The organism is Pseudarthrobacter sp. TAF60_1 (assembly GCF_052113505.1).
GTDB lineage: Bacteria > Actinomycetota > Actinomycetes > Actinomycetales > Micrococcaceae > Arthrobacter.
Genome location: NZ_JBFRDI010000016.1, coordinates 47,225 through 69,022 on the forward strand (window position 1 = coordinate 47,225; position 21,798 = coordinate 69,022).

Below are 21,798 nucleotides of genomic sequence, written 5' to 3' on the forward strand. Positions count from 1 at the left end.
CATCCAGCCGTAGCGCCGTTGCTGAGTCCGAGGCAGGCAGTGCTGGATCCATCGTTCGAGGGGTGCCTCGGGCCGCAAACGGGGTATGAGAAAACCATCCGCCACTTAAGTCCGCGAGTAGCGCCTCGAGTGTCGGGGCAGCGTTTGGGCTGGTTTCCCCGAAGTGTCCTCAGACCCTGAGTTCAAGCCTGTCGCTGTCCTGGGCGGAGGGGGCCTGCGCGGCGTGCCCGCTGGCGCCGAACGTCCCGCCGGTGACCGGCTTCACCCGGCGGAGCGCGACAAGGATGGCCCGCCCAACCGCCAGGATGCCGATCATGGTGGTGACGGCGCGTAGGGTGTCCCAGCCCACCGTCGACGTCACCAGCGAGTAGAGCAGGAAGCTGGAGAGGTTGGTGCCCAGGGGTGCGCCGGGCGCGGACGCGGCCGGGTTTCGTCGCAGCCGGGATGTCGGGGAGGCGTGCGCGCCGCCGGATCGAGCCCGCGGGTGGGCTCATCCATCAGGAGCACCTCAGGCGCGTCCGCGGTCTGCAGTGCGATGGCGAGAATCCTGCGCTCCCCGGCGGAAAGGTCCCGCGGATGCTCCTGCCCGACCGGCATCCGGACGCCGCCCGCCACCGGGCAAGGCGGGGCGCCGCGGTATCAGGCGTGGTCCTGGGCGGCCCGATCGGCACCGACCGGCTGCGGTTCAACTTCCCGCGCCAGCGCCGGGACCGGCACCTTTGCCTCGCCGACTTCGTGCGCTCGCGCGAGTCAGGCCAGATCGACGTGCTGCCGGTGCAGCTGGTCACCGCGGGCTCCAAGATCGACGAGTTCACGTCCAAGCTGTTCGCCGGGAACCACTACCGCGACTATTACGAGCTCAACGGCCTGGTCATGCAGCTCACCGAGGCGCTGGCGGAGTTCTGGCATGCCCGCATCCGTACTGAGCTGGGTTTCGCCGCCGAAGAGCCGAAGGACACGGCCGGGTACTTCAAGCTCGACTACCGCGGTGCGCGGTTCTCGCTCGGCTACCCCGCGTGCCCGGACATGGAGGACCGCCGCAAGGTGACCGAGCTGTTGAAGCCCGAGCGGATGGGCGTTGTCCTGAGTGACGAGCTCATGCTGCACCCCGAACAGTCCACAGACGCGTTCGTGTTCCACCACCCGGAGGCGAAGTACTTCAAGGTGTGAGTCGCAATGCGGCGCAAAGAAAAGCTGAAGGGACTGAGCCCGGTGACGGACTTAGTCCCTTCAGCTCCAGCTCGCAGGGTGAGCTGGTCATATCGTGGGTGTGTTATTTCTTTCCGGAGAGGAACATTGCCTTTTCCAGCGGTGTCACGGTGAGTGATTTGAGCTGAGCTGTCCCGCCTTCGGCGAAGAGGGCCATCTTGTCGGCTCCCGGGTTGGGGAACACCTGGTCGGTGATGGTCTTCAGGCCGTTCTGGGCGAACACCTCCACGGAGGAGCGGTCGAGGTAGATCCGCATGGTGACGCTGCCGTTCTTGTCCAGCGTGACGGCGGCGTCTTCGACGGAGGCGAAGGCCGGGTGGAAGGTTGTGTTTCCGGACTTAGTGCGGTCAACGAACATCTTCCCCGTCGTGGCGTCGTAGCCGATGACGGTGGACGACTGTCCGTCGCCAAGGACGGTGATGCCGGATTTTGTTGCGGTACCGGGGGCGAAGGTGATGTCCACCTGCTGCACCTGGCCTGCCGACTGTGCAGGCAGCGGGTGCGTGCCTGCGGAAATCGGGCCGCCCTTCTTGTCGTTGTAGCTGACTTTCCCTCCCAGTTTTTCCACTTGCTTCACGGCGCTTTGGGTGAGGCGGGGGCCGTCGGGGGTTTGGGTGAGTTTCACTTCGCGGGGAAGGGCCATGGCGCTGCGCCAGGGGCTGGTTGGGATGTTGTTGGCGTAGTCCCAGTTGTTCATCCAGCCCAGCATGATCCGCTTGTCATCAGGCATGTTGCCGAAGGATACAGCGGCGTAGTAGTCCCGTCCGTAATCCAGCCAGTCATAGGACTCCAGCCGGGACGTCGCTGGGGCGGGGCTTGCTGTGAATTCATCAGCGAGTATGTGCCCCCAGCCGAACCGGTTGTTGTCGACAACCTTGATTTGCGCCTGCTGGCCAACGAATTCCTTCACATTCCAGGACGCCCAGTCCAGGGTTTCACTGTCGTTGCCGGTGGCCGTACGGACCACCTTCCCGTTGACTACCAGGTTCACCGTTTCTTCATCGGACCTGGGAATAGCGGCGGTGTCGGTGAGCATGACGTGGTCAAGGGTCAGGTGCCCCCACCCGCCGGTAGCTTGGTCAACGATACGCAGCTGGGCGTTTTGCCCGGCGAATTCGGAGACGTCCCATCCTTTCCAGTTGAGCAACCCTGAATTGTCGCCGGCCAGGGAGCGGACCACGTTGCCATTAATGAGCAGCTGGACGGCCAGGGTCTGTCCGGAATCGGCGGAGCGGTTGCCGCCTCCGACCAACATGCTCATGAAATTCTTCGTGATGGGGAATTCGGGTGATGTCAGGGTCCCCTGGCGGTCATCACCGGGTACCGTACCGGTTTCAAACGTGTTGATCCGTTTGGCACCAATGTAATAGTCCCCACCGCTCGTGGCCGGCTGGAAATTGGGGGTCAGGTCTCCCGTCCCGGTCCAGCCCGCATCAGCCAGCGTCGTCCCCGCGGGAACCTCGAAGCCGTCAAACTTGAGCTCTCCCGCGGGTGGATTATTGTCCAGCTTGTCGGAGACATGGGGGTGCTTGCCTCCCCCTACGAGGAAGTTCAAGTAGTCGTCGGTCACGCTGAATGTGGGTGACTGCATGGATCCGAGGGGCCAGTCCCCATCATTGAAAGAGTTGATTAGTCCGCTGCCGCTGAATCCGGTCACGGGGCTCTGACCGGGCAGCGAACCGGTCGCTGGGGCGGCGCCGAAGGGGCCATTCTTCCAGTTGCCCGGTTCGTTGTTTACCCTCCAGCCGTTGTAGGTGCCGTCGTTGAATCCGGCAAGGGGCTTGCCCGCCGGCATGGTCGTGGCGGGTTTGGTGGTTTCAGAGGTGAAGGTCGTGCCATCGAAGTTACCTACGAAATACTGGCCCCCGGACCCTCCGGCGACACCGCCCGGGTTGATGTTGACGACCATCACCCACTTGATGTTGTTGGTGTCACCGTCCACGGCCAGGGGGAAGAGGTCGGGGCATTCCCACTGTCCGCCTGTGGCGTTGGCGGGTCCGAATTCGCTAAGTGCGGTCCAGTCTTTGAGGTTGGCGGACTTGTAGAGGACAACCTTGTGTTCCTGGGCTTCCACCGCCGTCATGACCCAATAGCCTCCGCCGGCCGGGTTGTCGTACCAGAAAACCTTCGGGTCGCGGAAGTTGGCTGAGTTCCGGTTCAGGACAGGATTGCCGTCGTACTTAGTCCATGTCTGGCCGTCGTCCAGGCTGTAGGCCAGGGACTGGGCCTGCAGGCCGCGGTGCGGGGACGCTTCCTTGTAGGCACTGGTGTAGATCGCGATCAGGGGCGGGTTTTCCGGGGTGCCCAGTCCGGACGTGTTGTTTTTGTCCACGACGACGCTGCCGGAGAAGACATCTTCCTGGGCATCGGTGGAGATGGCCAGCGGCTGCTCTTCCCAGTGGACGAGGTCCTTGGACGTGGCGTGGCCCCAGGACATGTTCCCCCAGGTGTTCCCGGAGGGGTTGTGCTGGTAGTACATGTGGTAGACGCCCTTGTGGAATACGAGCCCGTTGGGGTCGTTCATCCAGTTCTTTTCGGGCGTGTAATGGATAGCCGGCCGGTGCAGCTCATCCCCGGTTTCGGCGGCGGACGCGGGCATGGCACCAGCCAATGCAGCGGCGAGCGAGAGGCTGGCCAGTGTCAGTGCAGAGACGCTGCGCGTGCTCCGCGTCGTGGATTGTTTCATGTTGCTTGTGTCGCCCTTCATCGCGCGTGTCTAGCAAGTAGACAACGTTGTCAATCAATGCGATGGACTCTAAGAGATGTCTATTGGACAAGTCAACGGTCATTTTGTAACCGATTTCCTGAGTCTGTTTACAGTGCTGGGCACGGGAACGACGACTGGCCCCGCGTCCGCAGGACGGGGGCTGAGGCGTATGGATGGGCGGCCCTTGAGGGAAAAGCCTGGTGGCGCCTACCGTATGGCCGCTGTTTGCAGCGGGGCTATAGGACCGGGTTGAGCCAGGTCAGCTCCGAGGCGTCACCTTCGATGTGACGGGCCAATTCCTCGTTGAACCTGGCTCCATAGTCGGCGGTGATGTGCGCCTGGAACGCGGCTTCATCCCGGTAGACCTCGAAGACGAAGTATTCCCGCGGATTCTCTTCGCGGGTGTAGGGAAGAAACAGTTCGTTGCCTGGTTCGTTCCGGACGTGCCGGGTCAATTCGACCATCATTTCGGCAACGCGGGCCTCACTGCCGGCTTTGACGGTGAACTCGGCATACAAGGTTTTGGTCATGATCTCTCTCTTGGTTGGTTTTGCAGAGGTTTAGTTTTTATGGGGAAGGGAGTTATGCCGGCGGACGGATTTCGCCGGAGCCCCTTTGGATGAGCTCGGACGGGACAATGTAGGTCCGCGGAAGTTGATCGTCGCCGTCGATTCTGGCCAGAAGCCGTTCGGCCGACTTGACGCCAATTCGCTCGGGGTGTTGAGCGATGACGGTAACCCCGGGGTCCATCATGTCGGCAAGCGTAAAGTCGTCAAAACCGACAAGTGCCACACGCTTGTGTACGCCGAGCTCCTTCAGCGCGCGCATCGTTCCGAAGGTGACGAGGTTCTGGCTGGAGAAGATTGCCGTCGGAGGATCCTCGGATCTCAACAGTTCCAGGGCTGCCCGCCTCGCTGCTTCCTCATCATGAAGATTGTCGATGACGGGCAGCGCGGAGGTGGGAATTCCTGCCCCACCGACCTCCTCGAGGAAGCCCCGCCGGCGCTCCCGTGCGGTTTGGATGTCTGTCCGGTCACCCAGGTAGGCCAATTTGGTGTGTCCGTGCATCAGCAGATGTGCGGCCGCTTTGCCCGCGCCCACTGCGTTGTCGGTGACCACAGCATCAGCCTCAACCCCTACCGGCTCCCGGTCAATAAAGACCAGTGGCAGGTTTCTGGAGTGCTCCGGAATCATGTACGCCTGGTTTTTAGCGATCGGTGTCAGGACAAGGCCGTCGACCCGCCTGCCCAGGAAAGCTGCGATGATGGCCTGCTCCCGTTTAGGGTCGTCGTCGAGGCTGGCGGCGAAAACGGCTATTCCCCGGGCGCCAAGAGCATCCTCCATGGCCCGGTGTATCTCGCCGCTGAATGGGTTGGAGACGCTGGGCAGCAGGAGGCCAACCGAGAGCGTCCTTCTGCCCGCCCGCCGGAGACTGCCGGCTGTGACGTCCAGCTGGTAGTTGAGCTGCGCGATGGCATCGAGCACCTTTTGCCGGGTGGCCTCAGACACCCCGGCTTCGTCGTTGATCACGCGTGAAACGGTTTTGATTCCGACACCCGCGAGTGCCGCGACGTGGCGCATGGTGGGTCGCGTCGGGGACAGAGGTGGTTGGTAACGATCGGACATCGTTGTCAAGAAAGTCGCTCCTTCTCGTTCTTTTCCTATTGACTCTAGCGTGTGATCCTGCTTACCTCGTTATGACATCGTTGTCGAGGCCAGCTAGGGCCTCAAACACCAGGAGATTCAATGTTGAGTTCCAAAGCACCTCGTTCAATGGCCACCCGCCTGTTCGCGGCAGGAGCGGTCCTGACGCTGGGAGCGGTCAGTCTTTCCGCCTGCGGCGGCAGCTCCAGTAGCCCCTCAGCCAGCGGAGGCTCCGCTGATGAGAAGGTCGGCGTCTCCCTGATCGTGAAGACCACCACCAACCCGTTCTTCGTTTCCATGCAGGACGGTGCAAAGAAAGCCGCCGAAAAAGACGGGGTTGACCTGAAGCTGGCAGCCGGCAAGGCCGACGGTGACGAAGACACACAAATCCAGGCGATCGAAAACGCCATTTCCAAGGGTGACAAGGGCATCCTGATCACCCCCAACGGCCCCTCTGTCGTTGACGCCCTGAAGAAGGCCAAGGACGCGGGGCTGTTCGTCATCGCCCTGGACACCCCGCCGGACCCGGCAGACGCCGCCGACATCACCTTTGCGACGGACAACTTCGCCGCCGGCCAGCTGATCGGCAAGTGGACTGCGAGCCAGCTTGGCGGTAAGAAGGCCACCATCGCGCTGCTGGACCTCTTCAACGACAAAGTTGTCTCCGTGGACTACAACAGGGACCAGGGCTTCCTGACCGGACTCGGCATCGACACCGCGGACAAGAAGAAGAACGGTGACGAGGCCAAGACCGGCAAGTACACCGGCGGCAAGGGCGGCGACTACGAGATCGTCGGCAGCCAGGCGACCGAGGGTAACGAAGACGGCGGCAGGACCGCCATGGAAACCCTGCTGTCCAAGAACCCCAACATCAACGTGGTCTACACCATCAATGAACCCGCCGCAGCCGGCGCCTACGAGGCCCTGAAATCCGCCGGCAAGGAAAAGGACGTGCTCGTGGTTTCGATTGATGGCGGCTGCTCGGGCGTGAATAACGTCAAGGCCGGCGTCATCGGTGCCACGGCCCAGCAGTACCCCGTCAAAATGGCGGAGCTTGGAGTGAAGGCCATTGTGGATCTGGCCAAGTCGGGTAAGAAGCCCGAGAACTCGCCAGGCCTGGACTTCTACAACACCGGCGTTGAGCTCGTCACCGACAAGCCGGTCGACGGCGTCAAGAGCATCACCACCACCGCGGCCTCCGACATTTGCTGGGGAAAGTAACCCCACGCTTCACAGGATTTGCGGGGAGGCCCGAAGCCTCAGTGGGCCTTCCCGCACCCCCACTACCCAGCCAGCTGCGCCCCAGCAACAATCATCAAAGATCAGGACTTACCGTGACACAACAGCAAACCGCAGGCCCGCCCAACGCCGGGCATGCCGACCTGGCGGAGGAATTCCTTGACCGCCAGACACCGCTTAGCCGGATGCGCAATATCCTCCACCGTTACCCGGCCGTCAGCCCGGCCCTGGTGCTTCTCATCGCGGTGGTCGTGTTCAGCCTCCTCAACGACAGGTTCCTGCGGGTTGAGAACCTGTCACTTATTACCCAGCAGGTCGCCGTCGTCGGCACCCTGGCCATCGCCCAGACGCTCATTATCCTCACGGCGGGCATCGACCTTTCCGTCGGCGCCGTGATGATCCTGTCGTCGATGGTCATGGCTCAGCTGGCCGTCAACAACGGAGTACCGGCACCTGTGGCGCTGCTTGCGGGCCTGGTTGTCGGGCTCGCGGCCGGAGCGCTGAACGGGTTCCTGGTGACCCGATTCCGCCTCCCGCCGTTCATCGTCACCTTGGGCACGCTGAACATCTTCATCGCCCTGACTCTGCTCTACTCCAATGGAGCAACTGTGCGCGGATCGGCGATGCCGGCCCTGATGACCTGGACCGGGAGCACCTTCCCGCTTGGCCCGGTCAGGATCTCGACCGGCGTGATCATGATGCTCCTTCTCTACATTGCAGTCGCCTTCATCCTCGGCAAAACCGCGTGGGGCCGGCACGTGTACGCAGTGGGCGATGACAAGGAAGCGGCCCGCCTGGCCGGCATAGCCGTAAACCGTGTCCTCATGAGTGTCTACCTGGCAGCCGGCGCCGTACTCGCCGTTGGCGCATGGATCCAGATCGGCCGCACCAACGCCGCGAGCCCCAACGCTGGCGTGGACCTGAACCTGGATTCCATCACCGCCGTCGTCATCGGCGGCACCAGCCTCTTCGGCGGCCGCGGCTCCGTCTGGGGAACCCTCCTGGGCGCCCTGATCGTCGGCGTCTTCCGCAACGGACTCTCCCTCGCCGGGCTGGACGTCCTGTACCAGACCCTCGCCGTCGGCGTCCTGATCATCCTCGCTGTGTCCGTCGACCAGTGGATCCGAAAGGTCAAGTCATGACCATGACAGAATCAGCAGCCCCCCACGCCGCCACCCGCGAGCCCATCCTGAAAGCCAGGAACCTCGTCAAGACCTTCGGCCGCGTCGTAGGCCTGGACGGCGTCAGCCTTGACCTGTACCCGGGCGAAGTCCTGGCAATTATCGGCGACAACGGCGCCGGAAAATCAACCCTGATCAAATGCCTCACCGGAGCGGAAGTACCGGACTCCGGGGAGCTCTTCGTTTCAGGCCAGCCCGTGCACTTCAAGCGACCGCAGGATGCCCGGACCCATGGCATCGAGACCGTGTACCAGAACCTGGCGGTCTCGCCCGCGCTGGATGTGGCATCCAACCTGTTCCTGGGCAGGGAGGAACGCGTGGCCGGACCTCTTGGCAGCATCTTCCGGGTCCTGGACACCAAGGGCATGCGCCGCAAGGCAAAGGACGAGCTGACCAGGCTGGGCATCTCTACGCTCCAGGACGTCACCGTCCCGGTGGAGAACCTCTCCGGCGGCCAGCGTCAGGCCGTGGCCGTGGCACGCGCAGCAGCCTTCGGCTCCAAGGTAGTGGTGCTGGATGAGCCGACGGCGGCACTTGGCGTCAGGGAATCCAACCAGGTACTACAACTGGTCAGGGACCTCCGGGACCGGGGGTTGCCCGTCATCTTGATCAGCCACAACATGCCACACGTTTTTGACGTGGCAGACCGCATCCACATCCAGCGCCTCGGCAAATGCGCGGCCACCATCACGCCGCAATCACACAACATGACTGACGCCGTCGCGATCATGACCGGTGCAGCCACCGCCTGAACACCTGCCATCCCTAGGTCAGTCCGCGGAACCGGGTCACGGGTCCGCGGACTGACGTCCCTTGAACAGCCCCACAACATCAGATCCCCACGAGAGACAGACCATGGATTACCTCACAACAGCCCGGCATGACCCTCATCAGACCCTTGACGTCATGGTCGTAGGCGAAGCGCTGATCGACGTGGTCACAACCTCGCACGGACGGGTGGAACACCCTGGCGGCTCGCCCGCCAACGTCGCCTACGGACTTGGCCGCCTGGGCGTGGCCACAGGTCTGCTCACGGCCATCGCCCCGGACGCCCGGGGGATCGCCATCGAAAACCACCTCCACAGCGCAGGGGTCGTACTTTTGCCCGGCTCAAAGTCCCTCACCCGTACGGCATCAGCAACAGCAACCCTTGCACCGGACGGCTCCGCCAGATACGACTTCGATATCTCCTGGGACCTGGCTCCTACAGCCCCTGCCTACTTCCCCAAAATATTGCACACCGGATCCATTGCCACCTTCCTCAGCCCAGGCGCCAGCGCCGTCAAAGCACTGCTCGAACAGGCCCACCGGCACTGCATGATCACCTATGACCCCAACATCCGGCCCGCCCTGCTCGGCAGCCACGCGGAAGCTAAAGCCATTTTCGAGGACCTCGTGGCCCTCACGGACGTAGTCAAACTCAGCGATGAGGACGCCCAGTGGCTGTACCCCGGGAATAGCCTGGACGAAACCGCGGCGCACATCCTCGGACTGGGCACCCGGTTGACCGTCATAACCAAGGGCGCCGAAGGTTCACAGTTCACCTCCGCCGCCGCCAACATCCGGATCCCAGCCGTGAAAACCACAGTTGCAGACACCATCGGCGCGGGGGACTCCTACATGTCCGCCCTCATCCTGGGCTTCCTCACCCGAGGAACCGAAGGCTTCGCCCCGGCCGTCCTGGAGCAGCTGGGACACCTCGCAGCCGCAGCCGCGGCCATCACTGTACAACGTCCAGGAGCAAACCCACCGACCCTTGAGGAACTAAACGCCGCAGCTGAAACCAGTAGCCCATGGTCCGAGATGAGTGTTGGGGACGTGCCGAAGGTGCAGGCCGCGGGCTGAAACATTCGCGCCTCGCATCGGTCTAAACGTCTGCAGGACCCGTATCAGTTAATCCGTCACGGTAGGGCCTCAGGGCGAGCGAAAACTGTGCGACGACTTGATCGATGCCGCGAGGTCCGAGCGGAAGAAGCCCAACACCTCCGCAGCACGGGCCGCGTTGTTGGATGATGTCGCGACAGCACCGGCGAAGACCGTGCTGATCGCGCAGTCGGCCGGGAGAACGCCGAGGATGCGCACGCCGGGCTGCCCGACCAGTTCGCTGAGCTGCTGCAGGCCGAGATCGACCTCTCCCTCGGCGAGCAGGCGCGCCACGGGCACGCCTGGACGGGCCTGCACAAGCCGGTCGCCGACCTCAGCGGTCATGCCCCAGTGTTCGATCATTCGCAATAGCTCGGTGCCGCTCGGTCCGGTGGAATATCCGATGCGGCGTGCCGCGCGCAGGGCGCCGCGAAGCTCGTCCGCATTCGCGAAGGCCGTGCCTTCGGAATATGTGGCTGCATCGGCGGTGCTTGCGGGCACGCCTACGGCGACCTCCGACAGTACGATCGGGGCGATGGATGCCGGATCCACGTGCCCCTCGGCAGCGAGGCGTTGGAGAGCGTCCTCGGCGAGGAACACAAGGTCGAACGGCTCGCCGGCGGTAACCCGCTGGGCGGCGTCCACTCCGCCTACGGATTCGATCTGCAAAAGCGGTAGCCCCGCGGCGGCGGCAGCTTCAGCGAGGTCGGCGAGAACGTGGCGGGTGGCCATCGACGAGATCGCCCTCACGCGGCATCCTCGAAAGTCTCGGCGTCTACTTCGGCAGCAGATGCTGGCGCATATCGCGCGCCAGAGATGGTGGCCGTGCCAATCAGCTCACCGGCCCGCGTCAGCAGCGCGCCGTCGACGGTGATGTCGGCCGCCGCCATATTCTCACGCAGGTGCGCGACGCTCGTTGTTCCCGGGATCGGGAGAACATGATCTCCGCGGGAGAGCAGCCACGCCAGCGCGAGCTGTGCCGGGGTGCAACCGGCCTCCGTAGCCAGCTCACGCCAAGAGGCCAGCAGCGTCGCATTCGTACCCCAGTGCTCGGGCTGGAAGCGCGGCATGCTGCGGCGGATGTCGTTTGGGGCCAACTTACCTGGGTCCTCGATCGCGTCGGCGAGGAAACCCCTTGCGACCGGCGAAAACGCAACCAGTGTCACGCCGTCCTCGCGGGTGGCGTCGAGCATGCCAAGCTCGGCATTGCGACTCCACAGCGAGTACTCATTCTGCACGGCCGCGATCGGGGTGACTGCCTGCGCCTCGCGCAGTCGCGCGACCGACACCTCGGACAGGCCGATTGCGCCGATCTTGCCCGCGGCGACCATCTCGGCCAGCGCGCCGACGCTATCGCCGATCGGCACCTTCTTGTCCCAGCGGTGAAGGTAGTACAGGTCGATGTGGTCGACGCCGAGGCGCCCGAGCGAGGCATCGACTTGCGCCCGGAGGGTCTCGGGGCGTCCGTCGATGACTTTCACGCCGTCGACGGACGCCATCCCGCACTTGCTCGCCAGGAACACCTCGTCGCGGCGCCCCGCGATCGCCCGGCCGACCAGCTCCTCATTGCGGCCGCCGCCGTACAGGGTCGCCGTGTCGAGCAGCTGCACGCCGTCGTCGAGCGCCGCGCGCAGGAACGCCAGACCGTCCTCGGCGCTTGGGGGCACGCCATAGGCGTGGCTCAGGGACATGCAGCCGAGGCCGATCTGGGGGAGGTTCACGCGAGCTGCTCCTCCAGCGCTCCGAGCACGCGGTAGCAGTCGATGACCTGGCGGAGCGACGAGTTCGGCTCCCGCCCCTCGCGGATCGCGCTGACGAACTCGCGGTCCTGCAGCTCGATGCCGTTCATGCTCACGGCCACCTTCGAGACGTCGATCTGCTCGTCGCGGCCGTTGAAGAGGTCGTCGTAGCGCGCGACGTACGTCTCGGTGTCGCCGATGTAGCGGAAGAACGTGCCGAACGGCCCGTTGTTGTTGAACGAGAGGGACAGGGTACAGATCGCGCCCGACTCGCTCTTGAGCTGGATTGACATGTCCATCGCGATGCCGAGTTCGGGGTTGATCGGGCCCTGGATCGCGTTCGCCTGTACGATCTTGCCGGCCTGGTAGGCGAACAAGTCAACAGTATGCGCGGCATGATGCCACAGCAGGTGGTCGGTCCAGGACCGGGCCTCGCCCTTCGCGTTCGTGTTGGTGCGGCGGAAAAAGTACGTCTGCACGTCCATTTGCTGCACGTTGAACGAGCCCTCGGCGATCCGGTTGTGCACGAGCTGGTGGGAGGGGTTGAACCGCCTCGTGTGGCCCACCATGGCGACGCGGTCGGACGCCTCGGCCGCGGCGAGCGTCGCCTCGGCGTCGGCGAGCGAGTCGGCGAGCGGGATCTCGACCTGCACGTGCTTGCCGGCCTTGAGGACCGCCTGTGTCTGCGAGGCGTGCAGACCCGTGGGCGTGGCGAGGATGACGGCATCAACGTCGTCGCGCTCGAGCACGGCGTCCAGCCCGACGACGGCGTTGGCGACGCCGTACTTCGAGGCGACACCGTCCGCCTTTTCCTGCGAGGTGGCGGAGACCACTGTCACCTCGGCGTCCTCAATGTTCGTCAGGGCGTCAAGATGCTTCATGCCGAAGGCGCCGTTAGCGCCGACGACCGCGACGCGGATCTGGTCGGTCATTCGTTTCTCCTCAGGTAGGTGACGGATCAGGCGCTCGGGTTCGAGATGACGAGGTGCCCGACAGCAGTGTTCGACGCCGGCACGTGGTAAAAGCGGTGGTTCACCTCGGGGCTCTCGCCTCGGAACTGATCATCCATCGCGCCGCGCGCGATGAGCCAGTCGACGAGCTCGATGCCCTCGGAGCCCGCCTCATCGACGTACTCCATGTGATCCCACTCTGTCAGGCCCACGGGGTCGGCGATGAGGTGGTCGAGGAACGCGTTGTCCCACTCCTCATTGATGAGGCCGGCGCGCGGACCCTGCAGCTGATGGCTCATGCCGCCGGTGCCCCAGATCTGTACGTTGAGCGGCTCACCGTCCCACTTGTCGAGGGCGCGGCGGAGCGCACGCCCGAGTTCGTAGCAGCGACGTCCGGACGGCACCGGGTACTGCACAACGTTTACGGCGAGGGGGATGACCTTGACGGGCCATTCCTCGACATCGCCGTACACGAGCGACAGCGGCACCGTGAGGCCGTGGTCCACGACCATCTCGTTGACGAGCGTGAGGTCGAAGTCATCCTGGATCACGGACTGGGCGATGTGTGCGGCCAGCTCGGGATAGCCTTTGACGTCGGGCACAGGGCGGGGGCCATAGCCCTCGTCCGCGACCGGGTACTCCGCGCCGGTGCCGAGTACAAAGGTCGGGATGATCGAGGAGTCGAAGGCCGTCGCGTGGTCGTTGTAGACGAGGATGACGACGTCGGGCGTATTCTCTTTGGCCCACTTGCGGGTCCACTCGTAGCCGTCAAAGACCTTCTTCCAGTACGGCTCTTCGGTCTTGCCGTGATCCATCGCCGCGCCGATCGCAGGCACGTGCGAGGTGAACAACGCAGAAGTGTACTTTGCCGGCGCGTCGGGGCGCATGACCTCGGACTTCTCGGTCGGCGCGGGAGGGGTCCACCCGTCGAGATCCTTCAGCCGCACGCCCTCGGGGCGGCGTCCGCCGCCGATCATCATGTCGCGGTAGGCTGCCTCGCTCATGCCGGTCATGGAGCCGGCCATCTGCTGGAAGCTCAGGCCGTGCGTGGCGCCGATCTTGCTGAGGAAGTAGATGTTGCCGCCCTCGGCCATCATCGCGTTCAGGTCCATGTCCAGCACGGCCTGGCGCTGGGCGGGGCTCAGCGGCCACTCGTCGAGATAGGCCTCGCGGTCGGCGAGGTAGCGTTCGCGGTTCTGGGGCTTCATCAGCGACATCGAGAACTGGTTGAGGTGGTATCCCTTGCGGGCCATCTCCGCGTCGAAGATGATGGTGCCGGGTACGTCCTTGTACGGTTTGTCGAGTGTCATGTCATGCTCCTTCGGGCCAGTAGAGGCGGCGCGGGTTGTCCACGAGCAGCTTCTGCTGGAGCTCGGACGTCGTCGCGATCTGCGGGATGTAGTCGACCAGCAGCCCGTCGTCGGGCATGTGGTCCTTGAGGTTGGGGTGGGGCCAGTCGGTTCCCCACAGCACGCGGTCGGGGAACTCCTCGACCACGCGTCGGGCGAACGGCACCACGTCGGTGTAGGCGTGCTGTTCGCCGTCGAGAGCGCGCGGTCCGGTGACGGACAGGCGCTCTGGGCAGGAGACCTTGGTCCACACATTGGTGTTCTCGCGCATGAAGCGCAGGAACAGTGCGAACTCAGGGCCGTCCGGGTCCTTGCTCACGTCGGGTCGGCCCATATGGTCGACGACGACGTCGGCCGGGATCGCGGAGAAGAAGTCGTAGAGCTCCGGCAGGTCCTCGGCTTCGAAGTAGATGACCACGTGCCAGCCGAGCGGCGCGATCTTCGCGACGATCTCCTCGAGCGAGTCGGTGGGCACCCGGTCGACGAGGCGCTTGACGAAGTTGAAGCGCACGCCCCGCACGCCGGCAGCGTGCAACTCGGCGAGCTCCCCATCGGTCACGTCGCGGCGGACCGTGGCGACGCCGCGGGCGCGGCCGCCGCTGCGCTGCAGCGCGTCGACGAGGGCGCGGTTGTCGGCACCGTGGCAGGTGGCCTGCACGATCACGTTGCGCTCGAAGCCGAGTTGGTCGCGCAGCGCGAAGAGTTGCTCCGCCGAGGCATCGCAAGGGGTGTACTTCCGCTCGGGGGCGTACGGGAACTGCTCCCCGGGCCCGAACACGTGGCAGTGCGCGTCCACCGCGCCGGCCGGCAGGCGGAACGTGGGCTTGGTGGGGCCGTCGTACCAGTCGAGCCAGCCAGCGGACTTCTCGAAGCCTCCTGTGGTGTCTCCGTGCGCCATGGTCACTTCTCCACGTACTCGAGGCCGGCGGCGGCGAGCGGCTCTCGCATGTTGTAGATGTCGAGCCCTAGCACGCCCTCGCGGAACTTCACGCGTTTGGCTTCCTCGTTATCCTCGCGCTTCTGGCTGGCGTCTGCCACCGCTCCGACAAGCTCGCGCGGGACAACCACGACGCCGTCGACGTCGGCCACGACCACGTCGCCAGGGTTCACCACGGCGTTCGCGACGACTACGGGGATGTTCACCGATCCGAGGGTGGCCTTGACCGTGCCCTTCGAGTTGATCGCGCGAGAGAAGACCGGGAAGCCCAGCTTCTCGAGGTCGGCGACGTCGCGCACGCCGCCGTCGATGACGAGGCCCTTGCAGCCGCGCGCGGTGAGCGAGGTGGCGAGCAGTTCACCGAAGAAGCCGTCCTCGCTTTCGGTGGTGCAGCCGGCGACGATCACATCGCCTTCCTGTACCTGCTCGGCGGCGACGTGGAACATCCAGTTGTCACCGGGCTGCAGCAGTACCGTCACGGCCGGGCCACAGAGCTTAGCGCCAGTGTAGGCCGGCCTGATGTAGGGGCGCAGGAGCCCGACTCGCCCCATCGCCTCGTGGATGGTGGCGACGCCGAACTGCGAAAGCCGTTTGACGTCCGCGGGATCCGGACGTTCGATGTTGGTGCGGACGATGCCGAGGCTGTTCAGTCGCATTTGATGGTCCTCTCAGAGCTCGCGCGCAGTAAGGGCGCGGTCAAGCCGTGGGTAGACGCGGCGGGCGTTGGCTTCGAACACCTGCGCGCGCTGCGCGTCGTTCAGGTTCGGGGTGGCGTCGACGTAGCGCTTGGTGTCGTCGAAGTAGTGTCCGCTGCGCGGGTCGACGTCGCGCACGGCGCCGATCATCTCGCTCGCGAAAAGGATGTTCTCGGTCGGGACGACCTTGGTGAGAAGGTCGATGCCCGGCTGGTGGTACACGCAGGTGTCAAAGAACACGTTGTTCAGCAGGTGCTCCTCGATTTCGGGCTTGCCCAGCGCCATTGCGAGCCCACGGAAGCGTCCCCAGTGGTAGGGAACGGCGCCGCCGCCGTGAGGGATTACGAGCTTCAACTCGGGGAAGTCGCGGAACAAGTCGCCCTGGAGAAGTTGCATAAACGCTGTGGTGTCGGCGTTGAGGTAGTGCGCTCCGGTCGTGTGGAAGGCCGGGTTGCACGACGTGCTGACATGCACCATCGCCGGGATCTCGTATTCGACGAGTTTCTCGTATATCGGGTACCACGAGCGGTCGGTCAGCGGCGGGGACGTCCAGTTGCCGCCGGACGGGTCCGGGTTGAGGTTCACGGTGACGGCGCCGAGTTCCTCGACGGCGCGAGAAAGCTCGGCAACGCTCGTCGCGGGATCCGCACCGGGGGACTGAGGGAGCATCGCCCCCACGAGGAAGCGGTCGGGGTAGAGCTCGCTGACGCGGGCGCACAGGTCGTTGCAGATCCGGGCCCAGGTCTCGCTCACAGCGAGGTCTCCGATGTGGTGCGCCATGAACGAGGCGCGAGGGCTGAATACGGTGACGTCGCTGCCGCGCTCGTTCATGAGCTTGAGCTGGTTGGCCTCGATGGTCTCACGGATGTCGTCATCGCTGATGCGCAGGGTGGCAGGGTCAGGAGCGTCCGCACGTCCTTCAGTGAATGCGATCTGCAGATCACGCCAGGCTCCGAGCTGTGTTGGAGCTGTTGTGTAGTGGCCGTGGATGTCGATAATCACGCGAGTGTCGTCCTTGTCACTAAGTGTAAGCGGTGCGAGTAGCTGCACTCGTTGGATCAGTGCTGCCCCAAACTGACTTTAGGGGTGTTTGTCACTGTGGTCCAATAGATATGCAAAGAAGAACCCATAGATAGGATCTATGGCATGACGTTCACCGACCTCAACCAGCTCCGGACATTCGTTACGCTCTATGAGCTGCGCAGCGTCACTGGCGCCGCCAGGCGCCTACACGTGACACAGCCCACGGTCAGCCATTCCCTGAAGCGGCTCAGGGAGCGGTTCGGCGACGAGCTGTTCCGTCGCGAAGGGAACGACATGGTGCCGACCGCGAAGGCGACGCAGCTGTTCGGGCCCCTACACAACGCCTTGGCACAAATAGACGCGACCGTCATGGGATCGGACGTGTTCGAACCGACCGGATTCAGCGGCGAACTCGTCCTCGGACTCACCTCGATCGGCGAGCAGACGTTCCTCCCACCGATCATGACCGCCCTCGGGCGGGTGGGCGCCGATCCGCGAATACAGGTAGAACGGCTCGATTCGGACGAGGTCGAGAGCGCGCTGATCCGCGGCACCATCGATCTGGCACTTACCGTGTCGAGGATCGCAACACCGCGGCTGTGGAGGACGCACGTGCGTTCGGTCGAATACGTGGCTCTGTCGTCCGGGTCGCATCCGCTGCCCCCGACCGGGCCTGGCATGTTCGAGGGGAGGCGCTTTGTGCGTGTGTCCGCCCGTGGCGGGCACGTCTATCCTGTGCAGGCGCTGACCGAACACGACTTGATGTCCCAGGTGGTGCTGACCATGGAGGAATACGGCACCGTGCCCGCCGTGCTGGAGGCGACGGATTTGGTCGTCCTGCTGCCTCGCCATGTCGCGGGGGTGTTCTGCGGCTGGTTCCCCCGCCTTCGCATCGCCGAACTGCCCTGGCCCGCGCAGAGCACACCGGTGGAGTTGTACACGCGGCGCGAGGCCAGCCTCTCGCAGGCGCAGCGATGGTTCCGCTCGCTGGTGCTTGAAGCGGTTGCGGCGGATGAATACAAGTTGTAGTCATCAGCGTCTGCGGAGCGGCTCAAAATCGGACAGGCCTCGCGGAGGCTAGCGTTTCGTCCTGTTCCAACTGGCCTTACCCGGAGCGAATGGGCTACGCACATGGATCGACCATGACGAGTGCGGGTGGATCGTCAGAATCGCGTGTTCCCACCAGGCGCGGGCTTCGTTTGAGAGCTTCGGCAGAACCGCATCCTTGTCAGCGTCGTCCTCTGGACGGGGACGCAGCGCCTTCCAAACCAGCTGCACCTCGGGCGCCCCGGTCGGAATACCGTCGACGTCGATCACTGCACGATCCCACGGCAGTTGCAGTCGGGGATCTCGTCGATAAACCCAGGCGCTATCCGTGCCGTCCTCGACGTCGATCTGCAGTACCCATGCGCCCTTTGCGTCATCATGGATACGGATCGGCTGCAGATCGGCATCCATATCAGCCTCTGCCCAAGGGACAACGCCGTCGCCTGACGGAGCCCACGCGCTAAACGGCGCCGGCAAGGCCTGCACCACTTGAGGCAGGTCGGCGATCGTTGTGCTGACATCGATATTGTGATGCTCGCGAGTGTTAGTGCCGAGCCAGTGGTCGAGCGCCACCCCTCCGGACAACCACCAACGCGCCGATGACGGCCCGAGCAGATCTTCCACGACTCGCAGGGGCAGAGGTTCCCACTGCGTCGCGAGGGTGGGTGTGGATGAGGCCATGGCTCAAGGCTACCCGCGGGCGGCGGTGGTTTGTCGAAATGCGCATCTTCATCAATTCCGGGTGCAAATTTCTGGCCGGGTTTCCCCTCGGTGTCCTCAGACCCTGAGTTGAAGCCGGTCGCTGTCTTGGGCGGGTTGGGCCCGTGCGGCCTGCCCGCCCGGGCTTCCGCCCGCACTGGAGACCGGCTTCGCCCGCCGGAGCGCGACGAGTATGGCACGCCCCACCACAACGATTCCGATGATCGTGGTGACGGCACGCAGGGTGTCCCAGCCCGCCGTCGACGTCACCAGCGAGTACAGCAGGAAGCTGGAGAGGTTGGTGCCCAGCGGCGCACCGGGCACGTAGGAGATGCCGGTGCCCGCGCCCACCGCGAAGGGCCAGAACCATAGGTTGGTCAGCAGGCCGAACAGGTAGGACGCCACGGCGCCGTAGCCGCACAGCATCCACAGTTCCGCCCGGCCGCGCACCCGCCGGGGGAGCAGGCCGGCCCCGGCGCCCACCCACGCACAGGCGAAAATCTGGAACGGCGTCCACGGCCCGGTACCGCCCCACAGAGCACTTGAGAGGGCGATCGTGGCGGCGCCTAGCAGCATGCCGAAACGGGCACCGAACGCCCGGCCGGCCAGGATCAGCAGGATAAAAACAGCTTCAACGCCCCCGACGCCGGTGCTCGCCACCCGCACCGCAGAACCTACCGCGGCGAGGACACCGAGCAACGCCACCGTGTGCGCGGAGCGCACCGAGCCGTCCATGGACACCACGATGGCCACGACGGCGAGCGGCGCAATGGCCAGCGCCGCGTAGGGGAGGGCCGCGGCGGCATCCGTCGGGAGGGCCGCGGCGAGCAGCGGCCAGCAGAACGCTGCGAGGGCCAGCAGGTTTGCGGCCGCGAGGATGGCGAGCTCGGCGCCCCGTGGCATGTGGAGCCGGTGCTGTGTTTCGGCGCCCTGGGTGTCTGTTTGTTCGACGACCCGGGGCCTCGCTCCGGCACCCGCTGGCCGCGGAGCCGCGAGGGGCGGTTCGGGTGCTTCGGTTACCGGAGAAGCGGGCGCGACGCCGTCACGCATCGGGAGGATCCGGGCACCGAGGTTGTGGGCAAAGTCGTGGTCGTGGGTGGCGATGAGGACCGCCGCACCGGCGTCCGCCGCGGCACGCAGCGCCGCCGAGACTGCTGTGCGTGCCGCAGGATCGAGCCCGCGGGTGGGCTCGTCGATCAGCAGGACTTGGGGATTGTCCATGGTCTGCAGCGCGATGGCGAGGATCCTGCGCTCGCCTGCCGAGAGGTCCCGGGGATGCTCGTGCCCGATGGGCATGATGACGTCCCCCCGCAAACGGGCCAGGTGTGACTCCGCAGAGCGTGGAGGAGCCTCATCACTGCCTGTGCGGCCCCGGCCTGACTTACGCGCAGCGCGCGCCTGACGCCGCTCGGCCGCGCGGAGCTCTCCTGCAACGGTGTCCCTCGTGAAGAGGTCGTCCGAGGCGTCCGGCACCAAGGCGATGCGGCCGCCGTCGACCACGTCGCCGTCGACCGTTCCTTCACCACGCGTTCCTTCACCGAGCGCGAGCGCCACCAGGAGGGACGACTTCCCGGCCCCGTTCGGTCCCACCAGAGCCGCCACTTCACCGCGGTGCAGCGTCAGGGATGCGTCGCGCACCAGCGGCTTGCCCTTGCGGTGCACCGCGAGGTTCGTGGCAGTCAGGACGGACACGCTGTCCGCCGGTTGTGTCGCCGTCGGACGGACAGCGGCAGGAGGCGAAGGCGGTGAGGGCGCGGCACCCGGCATCAGGGCGCCGTCGTCGATGGTCCACCACGAGTCGGCCACGGGCACGAGGGCTTCCGCCCGGTGCTCCGCCACGATGACGCAGACGCCGGCACCTCGGGCGAGGGTGCTGAGCACGGCGATGACGTGTCCGCGGGCTGCGGTATCGAGGTCGGCCAGGGGCTCGTCGACCAGGAGCAGGGCCGGCTGATCCACGACGGCGGCGGCGATGGCTACGAGCGTTGCCTCACCGGCCGAAAGAGTGCTGATATTCCGGTCCAGTAGCGCCGATACTCCGATCCTCTCGGCGACTTCCAGCACTCGTGCCTTGGCAGCAGCGGATTGCATGCCGCGTAGCTCCAGGGCGAGGCCGATTTCGTCCCGGACCCTGGTGGTGGCGAAGGCGGCGCGGGGATTCTGCAGGACGACGCCGATGAGGCGGGCGGTATCGCGCGGCGGTGTGGCGGCTCGGTCCGCTCCGCTGACGCGCAGCGTGCCGGAAACTTCGCCGCCGTCGACGTGGGAGAGGAGGCCGGCGATGCCTCGCAGGATGGTGGACTTCCCGGATCCAGTCGGCCCGGTAATGACCGTGATAGTCCCGCTTGCGGGCTCAAATTCCGAGATGCGCACCTGAGCCTCTCCGATGCGGAGTTGTGCGTCCCGAACGAGGACCGGTGCTTCGAAGCTGCCGCCGGGTTGCTGTGCGGCCCGGCTCCCGAAACCGCGCAGTTCAAGGGCCGCGGCAACCCGGCTGGCGTGCTCAAGGGTGCGCTCGAGCACGGGCACCAGGGCGCGGGGTCCAAACTTTTCGCTCCGCAAACGGAACGCAAGGCGCACGGAGGTCACGGCGTCGGCAAGCGCCGGAAGCGCCGCCCACGCCACCACCAGCGTCCGGGCCACGCCCTGCATAGGGCCGCGGCGGGCCAGGTACACAAAGCCGCGGGCCACGTCCATCCAGGCGTTCAGCAGGCCGAAAGCAAGGAACATCCCGGCAATCGGCAGGGCGGAGAGGACCGCGGCCCAGAGCCCAGGCGCCGTGACCGGGCCAAGGAACACCACATGGGCATACGGGGCAGGCAGCCGCATCGCCGGGAGATCGAGCAAAACCGGTTCGCCAAGGCCCGCCCCGTTGAAAAGGACGCGGTAGATGACCCGCGCCGCGACGAAGACGACGGCGAGAGCCGCCGCGGCGCGTAACGGCGCGGGTCGGAAGGTCATGCCGCGGGGGCGGCCGGTTCGCCGTCGACCTGGAAGAGTAGTTCCAGGCTCTGTCCCGGGCTTACCTGCAGGGTGGCGAGGCCTTCCTGGGCGTAGGCCCAATCACCGGAGGCGGGCTTGGTCCAGAGTGACCAGTAGGCAAAAGCGGCGGGCATCTTGCTGCAGTCTTCCCGGTACGTGCCGCCCTTGTGGGTGATGTCGAAGTCCGCCGCGGGCACACCGTTGACACGGCACACGAGTTCGGTGGGGTACTGCGTGGTGCCCTCGGTCTTCACCTTGGCCTCGTCGAGCACCTTGGACGCGGCAGTCGGCGCATCCACGGGCACGCAAACGGACTTATCAGCGGCGGACTGCTTGAGGGAGCCCGACTCAATGATGACCTTCACACCGGGGCAGGGCTCGGCGGCGCTGGCTGCAGCGGTTGCGGGGGATGGCGTTGCCGAGGGGGTTTGCTGGGTGGCGGCCGGCGTAGAACAGGCGGCGAGGGTAAGCAGGAGACCGGCGGCGGCGAGGGAGCTCGCGGCGGCGGTGCGGATCGTAGTCAAAGTCACCTGT

General features: G+C 65.2%; 20 protein-coding genes and 1 pseudogene. 6 read left to right on the forward strand and 15 right to left on the reverse strand.

What is annotated here, in order from left to right; all coding sequences use genetic code 11:
• Positions 1–169 precede the first annotated feature (169 nt).
• Both AB4Y73_RS16795 and AB4Y73_RS16800 read right to left on the reverse strand, forming a co-directional pair.
• Positions 170–361, reverse strand: coding sequence for a hypothetical protein (locus AB4Y73_RS16795; RefSeq protein ID WP_441873110.1), 192 nt, complete (start codon positions 359–361; stop codon positions 170–172).
• The gene (locus tag AB4Y73_RS16800; protein WP_441873112.1) at positions 358–597 is read right to left on the reverse strand and encodes an ATP-binding cassette domain-containing protein; all 240 of its coding nucleotides are present in this window, start codon (positions 595–597) and stop codon (positions 358–360) included. The genes AB4Y73_RS16795 and AB4Y73_RS16800 overlap by 4 nt, the downstream gene beginning before the upstream one ends.
• 57 nt (positions 598–654) lie before the next feature.
• Between AB4Y73_RS16800 and AB4Y73_RS16805 the strand changes: the two are divergent.
• Positions 655–1,170: pseudogene (locus tag AB4Y73_RS16805) on the forward strand (vitamin B12 dependent-methionine synthase activation domain-containing protein); the annotation flags it as partial.
• A 103-nt stretch (positions 1,171–1,273) separates the two neighbouring features.
• Here the strand turns inward: AB4Y73_RS16805 and AB4Y73_RS16810 are convergent.
• The 3 genes from AB4Y73_RS16810 to AB4Y73_RS16820 all read right to left on the reverse strand — a co-directional run bounded on the left by AB4Y73_RS16810 (position 1,274) and on the right by AB4Y73_RS16820 (position 5,497).
• On the reverse strand, positions 1,274–3,895 hold the full coding sequence (locus AB4Y73_RS16810; RefSeq protein ID WP_441873114.1) for a GH32 C-terminal domain-containing protein: 2,622 nt from the start codon (positions 3,893–3,895) through the stop codon (positions 1,274–1,276).
• A 257-nt stretch (positions 3,896–4,152) separates the two neighbouring features.
• Positions 4,153–4,446 carry a putative quinol monooxygenase gene (locus AB4Y73_RS16815; protein ID WP_441873116.1) on the reverse strand — a complete coding sequence of 98 codons (294 nt, stop codon included), beginning with the start codon at positions 4,444–4,446 and terminating at the stop codon, positions 4,153–4,155.
• Between the two features lie 52 nt (positions 4,447–4,498).
• Positions 4,499–5,497 (reverse strand): LacI family DNA-binding transcriptional regulator, encoded by a 999-nt coding sequence (locus AB4Y73_RS16820; protein ID WP_441873254.1) that lies wholly within the window; start codon positions 5,495–5,497, stop codon positions 4,499–4,501.
• 165 nt (positions 5,498–5,662) lie between these two features.
• Between AB4Y73_RS16820 and AB4Y73_RS16825 the strand changes: the two genes are divergently transcribed.
• The 4 genes from AB4Y73_RS16825 to AB4Y73_RS16840 all read left to right on the forward strand — a co-directional run bounded on the left by AB4Y73_RS16825 (position 5,663) and on the right by AB4Y73_RS16840 (position 9,825).
• Positions 5,663–6,781, forward strand: a complete 1,119-nt coding sequence (locus AB4Y73_RS16825; protein WP_441873118.1) for a substrate-binding domain-containing protein — start codon at positions 5,663–5,665, stop codon at positions 6,779–6,781.
• A gap of 113 nt (positions 6,782–6,894) precedes the next feature.
• On the forward strand, positions 6,895–7,941 hold the full coding sequence (locus AB4Y73_RS16830) for an ABC transporter permease (protein WP_441873120.1): 1,047 nt from the start codon (positions 6,895–6,897) through the stop codon (positions 7,939–7,941).
• Positions 7,938–8,732: an ATP-binding cassette domain-containing protein gene (locus AB4Y73_RS16835; protein ID WP_441873122.1), complete on the forward strand. Its 795-nt coding sequence runs from the start codon at positions 7,938–7,940 to the stop codon at positions 8,730–8,732. The genes AB4Y73_RS16830 and AB4Y73_RS16835 overlap by 4 nt, the downstream gene beginning before the upstream one ends.
• 103 nt (positions 8,733–8,835) lie before the next feature.
• The gene (locus tag AB4Y73_RS16840; protein ID WP_441873124.1) at positions 8,836–9,825 is read left to right on the forward strand and encodes a PfkB family carbohydrate kinase; all 990 of its coding nucleotides are present in this window, start codon (positions 8,836–8,838) and stop codon (positions 9,823–9,825) included.
• Positions 9,826–9,894: 69 nt separating this feature from the next.
• Here the strand turns inward: AB4Y73_RS16840 and AB4Y73_RS16845 are convergent, their stop codons facing one another.
• Genes AB4Y73_RS16845 through AB4Y73_RS16875 form a run of 7 tightly spaced genes read right to left on the reverse strand, consistent with a single transcriptional unit; the run spans position 9,895 to position 16,515 of the window.
• The gene (locus AB4Y73_RS16845) at positions 9,895–10,593 is read right to left on the reverse strand and encodes a substrate-binding domain-containing protein (RefSeq protein WP_441873125.1); all 699 of its coding nucleotides are present in this window, start codon (positions 10,591–10,593) and stop codon (positions 9,895–9,897) included.
• Positions 10,590–11,564: an aldo/keto reductase gene (locus AB4Y73_RS16850; RefSeq protein WP_441873127.1), complete on the reverse strand. Its 975-nt coding sequence runs from the start codon at positions 11,562–11,564 to the stop codon at positions 10,590–10,592. The genes AB4Y73_RS16845 and AB4Y73_RS16850 overlap by 4 nt, the downstream gene beginning before the upstream one ends.
• Entirely contained in the window at positions 11,561–12,514 is a 954-nt protein-coding gene (locus AB4Y73_RS16855; protein WP_441873129.1) for a Gfo/Idh/MocA family oxidoreductase, read from the reverse strand. The genes AB4Y73_RS16850 and AB4Y73_RS16855 overlap by 4 nt, the downstream gene beginning before the upstream one ends.
• 26 nt (positions 12,515–12,540) lie before the next feature.
• A complete protein-coding gene (locus AB4Y73_RS16860) occupies positions 12,541–13,842 on the reverse strand; it encodes a protocatechuate 4,5-dioxygenase subunit alpha/beta (protein WP_441873131.1) in 1,302 nt (433 codons plus the stop codon).
• A gap of 1 nt (position 13,843) precedes the next feature.
• Positions 13,844–14,779: an amidohydrolase family protein gene (locus AB4Y73_RS16865; protein ID WP_441873133.1), complete on the reverse strand. Its 936-nt coding sequence runs from the start codon at positions 14,777–14,779 to the stop codon at positions 13,844–13,846.
• A 2-nt stretch (positions 14,780–14,781) separates the two neighbouring features.
• Positions 14,782–15,474 (reverse strand): 4-carboxy-4-hydroxy-2-oxoadipate aldolase/oxaloacetate decarboxylase, encoded by a 693-nt coding sequence (gene ligK, locus AB4Y73_RS16870; RefSeq protein WP_441873135.1) that lies wholly within the window; start codon positions 15,472–15,474, stop codon positions 14,782–14,784.
• A 12-nt stretch (positions 15,475–15,486) separates the two neighbouring features.
• Complete coding sequence (locus tag AB4Y73_RS16875) at positions 15,487–16,515, reverse strand: amidohydrolase family protein (protein WP_441873137.1); 1,029 nt, start codon at positions 16,513–16,515, stop codon at positions 15,487–15,489.
• A 144-nt stretch (positions 16,516–16,659) separates the two neighbouring features.
• On the opposite strand from AB4Y73_RS16875, the gene AB4Y73_RS16880 reads away from it, so the two are divergent.
• Complete coding sequence (locus tag AB4Y73_RS16880; RefSeq protein WP_441873139.1) at positions 16,660–17,565, forward strand: LysR family transcriptional regulator; 906 nt, start codon at positions 16,660–16,662, stop codon at positions 17,563–17,565.
• A 48-nt stretch (positions 17,566–17,613) separates the two neighbouring features.
• Here AB4Y73_RS16880 and AB4Y73_RS16885 read toward each other — a convergent pair whose 3' ends face one another.
• The 3 genes from AB4Y73_RS16885 to AB4Y73_RS16895 form a co-directional block, all read right to left on the reverse strand.
• Complete coding sequence (locus AB4Y73_RS16885; RefSeq protein WP_441873141.1) at positions 17,614–18,264, reverse strand: nucleotidyltransferase domain-containing protein; 651 nt, start codon at positions 18,262–18,264, stop codon at positions 17,614–17,616.
• Positions 18,265–18,360: 96 nt separating this feature from the next.
• A complete protein-coding gene (locus AB4Y73_RS16890) occupies positions 18,361–21,243 on the reverse strand; it encodes an ATP-binding cassette domain-containing protein (protein ID WP_441873143.1) in 2,883 nt (960 codons plus the stop codon).
• Complete coding sequence (locus AB4Y73_RS16895; protein WP_441873145.1) at positions 21,240–21,794, reverse strand: hypothetical protein; 555 nt, start codon at positions 21,792–21,794, stop codon at positions 21,240–21,242. Before AB4Y73_RS16895 ends, AB4Y73_RS16890 begins: the two co-directional genes overlap by 4 nt.
• Positions 21,795–21,798 lie beyond the last annotated feature (4 nt).

Bases quoted from the DNA above. Each gene is read 5' to 3' on its own strand.
- AB4Y73_RS16800 (WP_441873112.1), bottom strand. From the start codon at position 597: ATGCCGGTCGGGCAGGAGCATCCGCGGGACCTTTCCGCCGGGGAGCGC.
- AB4Y73_RS16820 (WP_441873254.1), bottom strand. From the start codon at position 5,497: ATGCGCCACGTCGCGGCACTCGCGGGTGTCGGAATCAAAACCGTTTCA.
- AB4Y73_RS16885 (WP_441873141.1), bottom strand. From the start codon at position 18,264: ATGGCCTCATCCACACCCACCCTCGCGACGCAGTGGGAACCTCTGCCC.
- AB4Y73_RS16810 (WP_441873114.1), bottom strand. From the start codon at position 3,895: ATGAAACAATCCACGACGCGGAGCACGCGCAGCGTCTCTGCACTGACA.
- AB4Y73_RS16880 (WP_441873139.1), top strand. From the start codon at position 16,660: ATGACGTTCACCGACCTCAACCAGCTCCGGACATTCGTTACGCTCTAT.
- AB4Y73_RS16815 (WP_441873116.1), bottom strand. From the start codon at position 4,446: ATGACCAAAACCTTGTATGCCGAGTTCACCGTCAAAGCCGGCAGTGAG.
- ligK (WP_441873135.1), bottom strand. From the start codon at position 15,474: ATGCGACTGAACAGCCTCGGCATCGTCCGCACCAACATCGAACGTCCG.
- AB4Y73_RS16855 (WP_441873129.1), bottom strand. From the start codon at position 12,514: ATGACCGACCAGATCCGCGTCGCGGTCGTCGGCGCTAACGGCGCCTTC.
- AB4Y73_RS16840 (WP_441873124.1), top strand. From the start codon at position 8,836: ATGGATTACCTCACAACAGCCCGGCATGACCCTCATCAGACCCTTGAC.
- AB4Y73_RS16835 (WP_441873122.1), top strand. From the start codon at position 7,938: ATGACCATGACAGAATCAGCAGCCCCCCACGCCGCCACCCGCGAGCCC.
- AB4Y73_RS16825 (WP_441873118.1), top strand. From the start codon at position 5,663: ATGTTGAGTTCCAAAGCACCTCGTTCAATGGCCACCCGCCTGTTCGCG.
- AB4Y73_RS16865 (WP_441873133.1), bottom strand. From the start codon at position 14,779: ATGGCGCACGGAGACACCACAGGAGGCTTCGAGAAGTCCGCTGGCTGG.
- AB4Y73_RS16890 (WP_441873143.1), bottom strand. From the start codon at position 21,243: ATGACCTTCCGACCCGCGCCGTTACGCGCCGCGGCGGCTCTCGCCGTC.
- AB4Y73_RS16860 (WP_441873131.1), bottom strand. From the start codon at position 13,842: ATGACACTCGACAAACCGTACAAGGACGTACCCGGCACCATCATCTTC.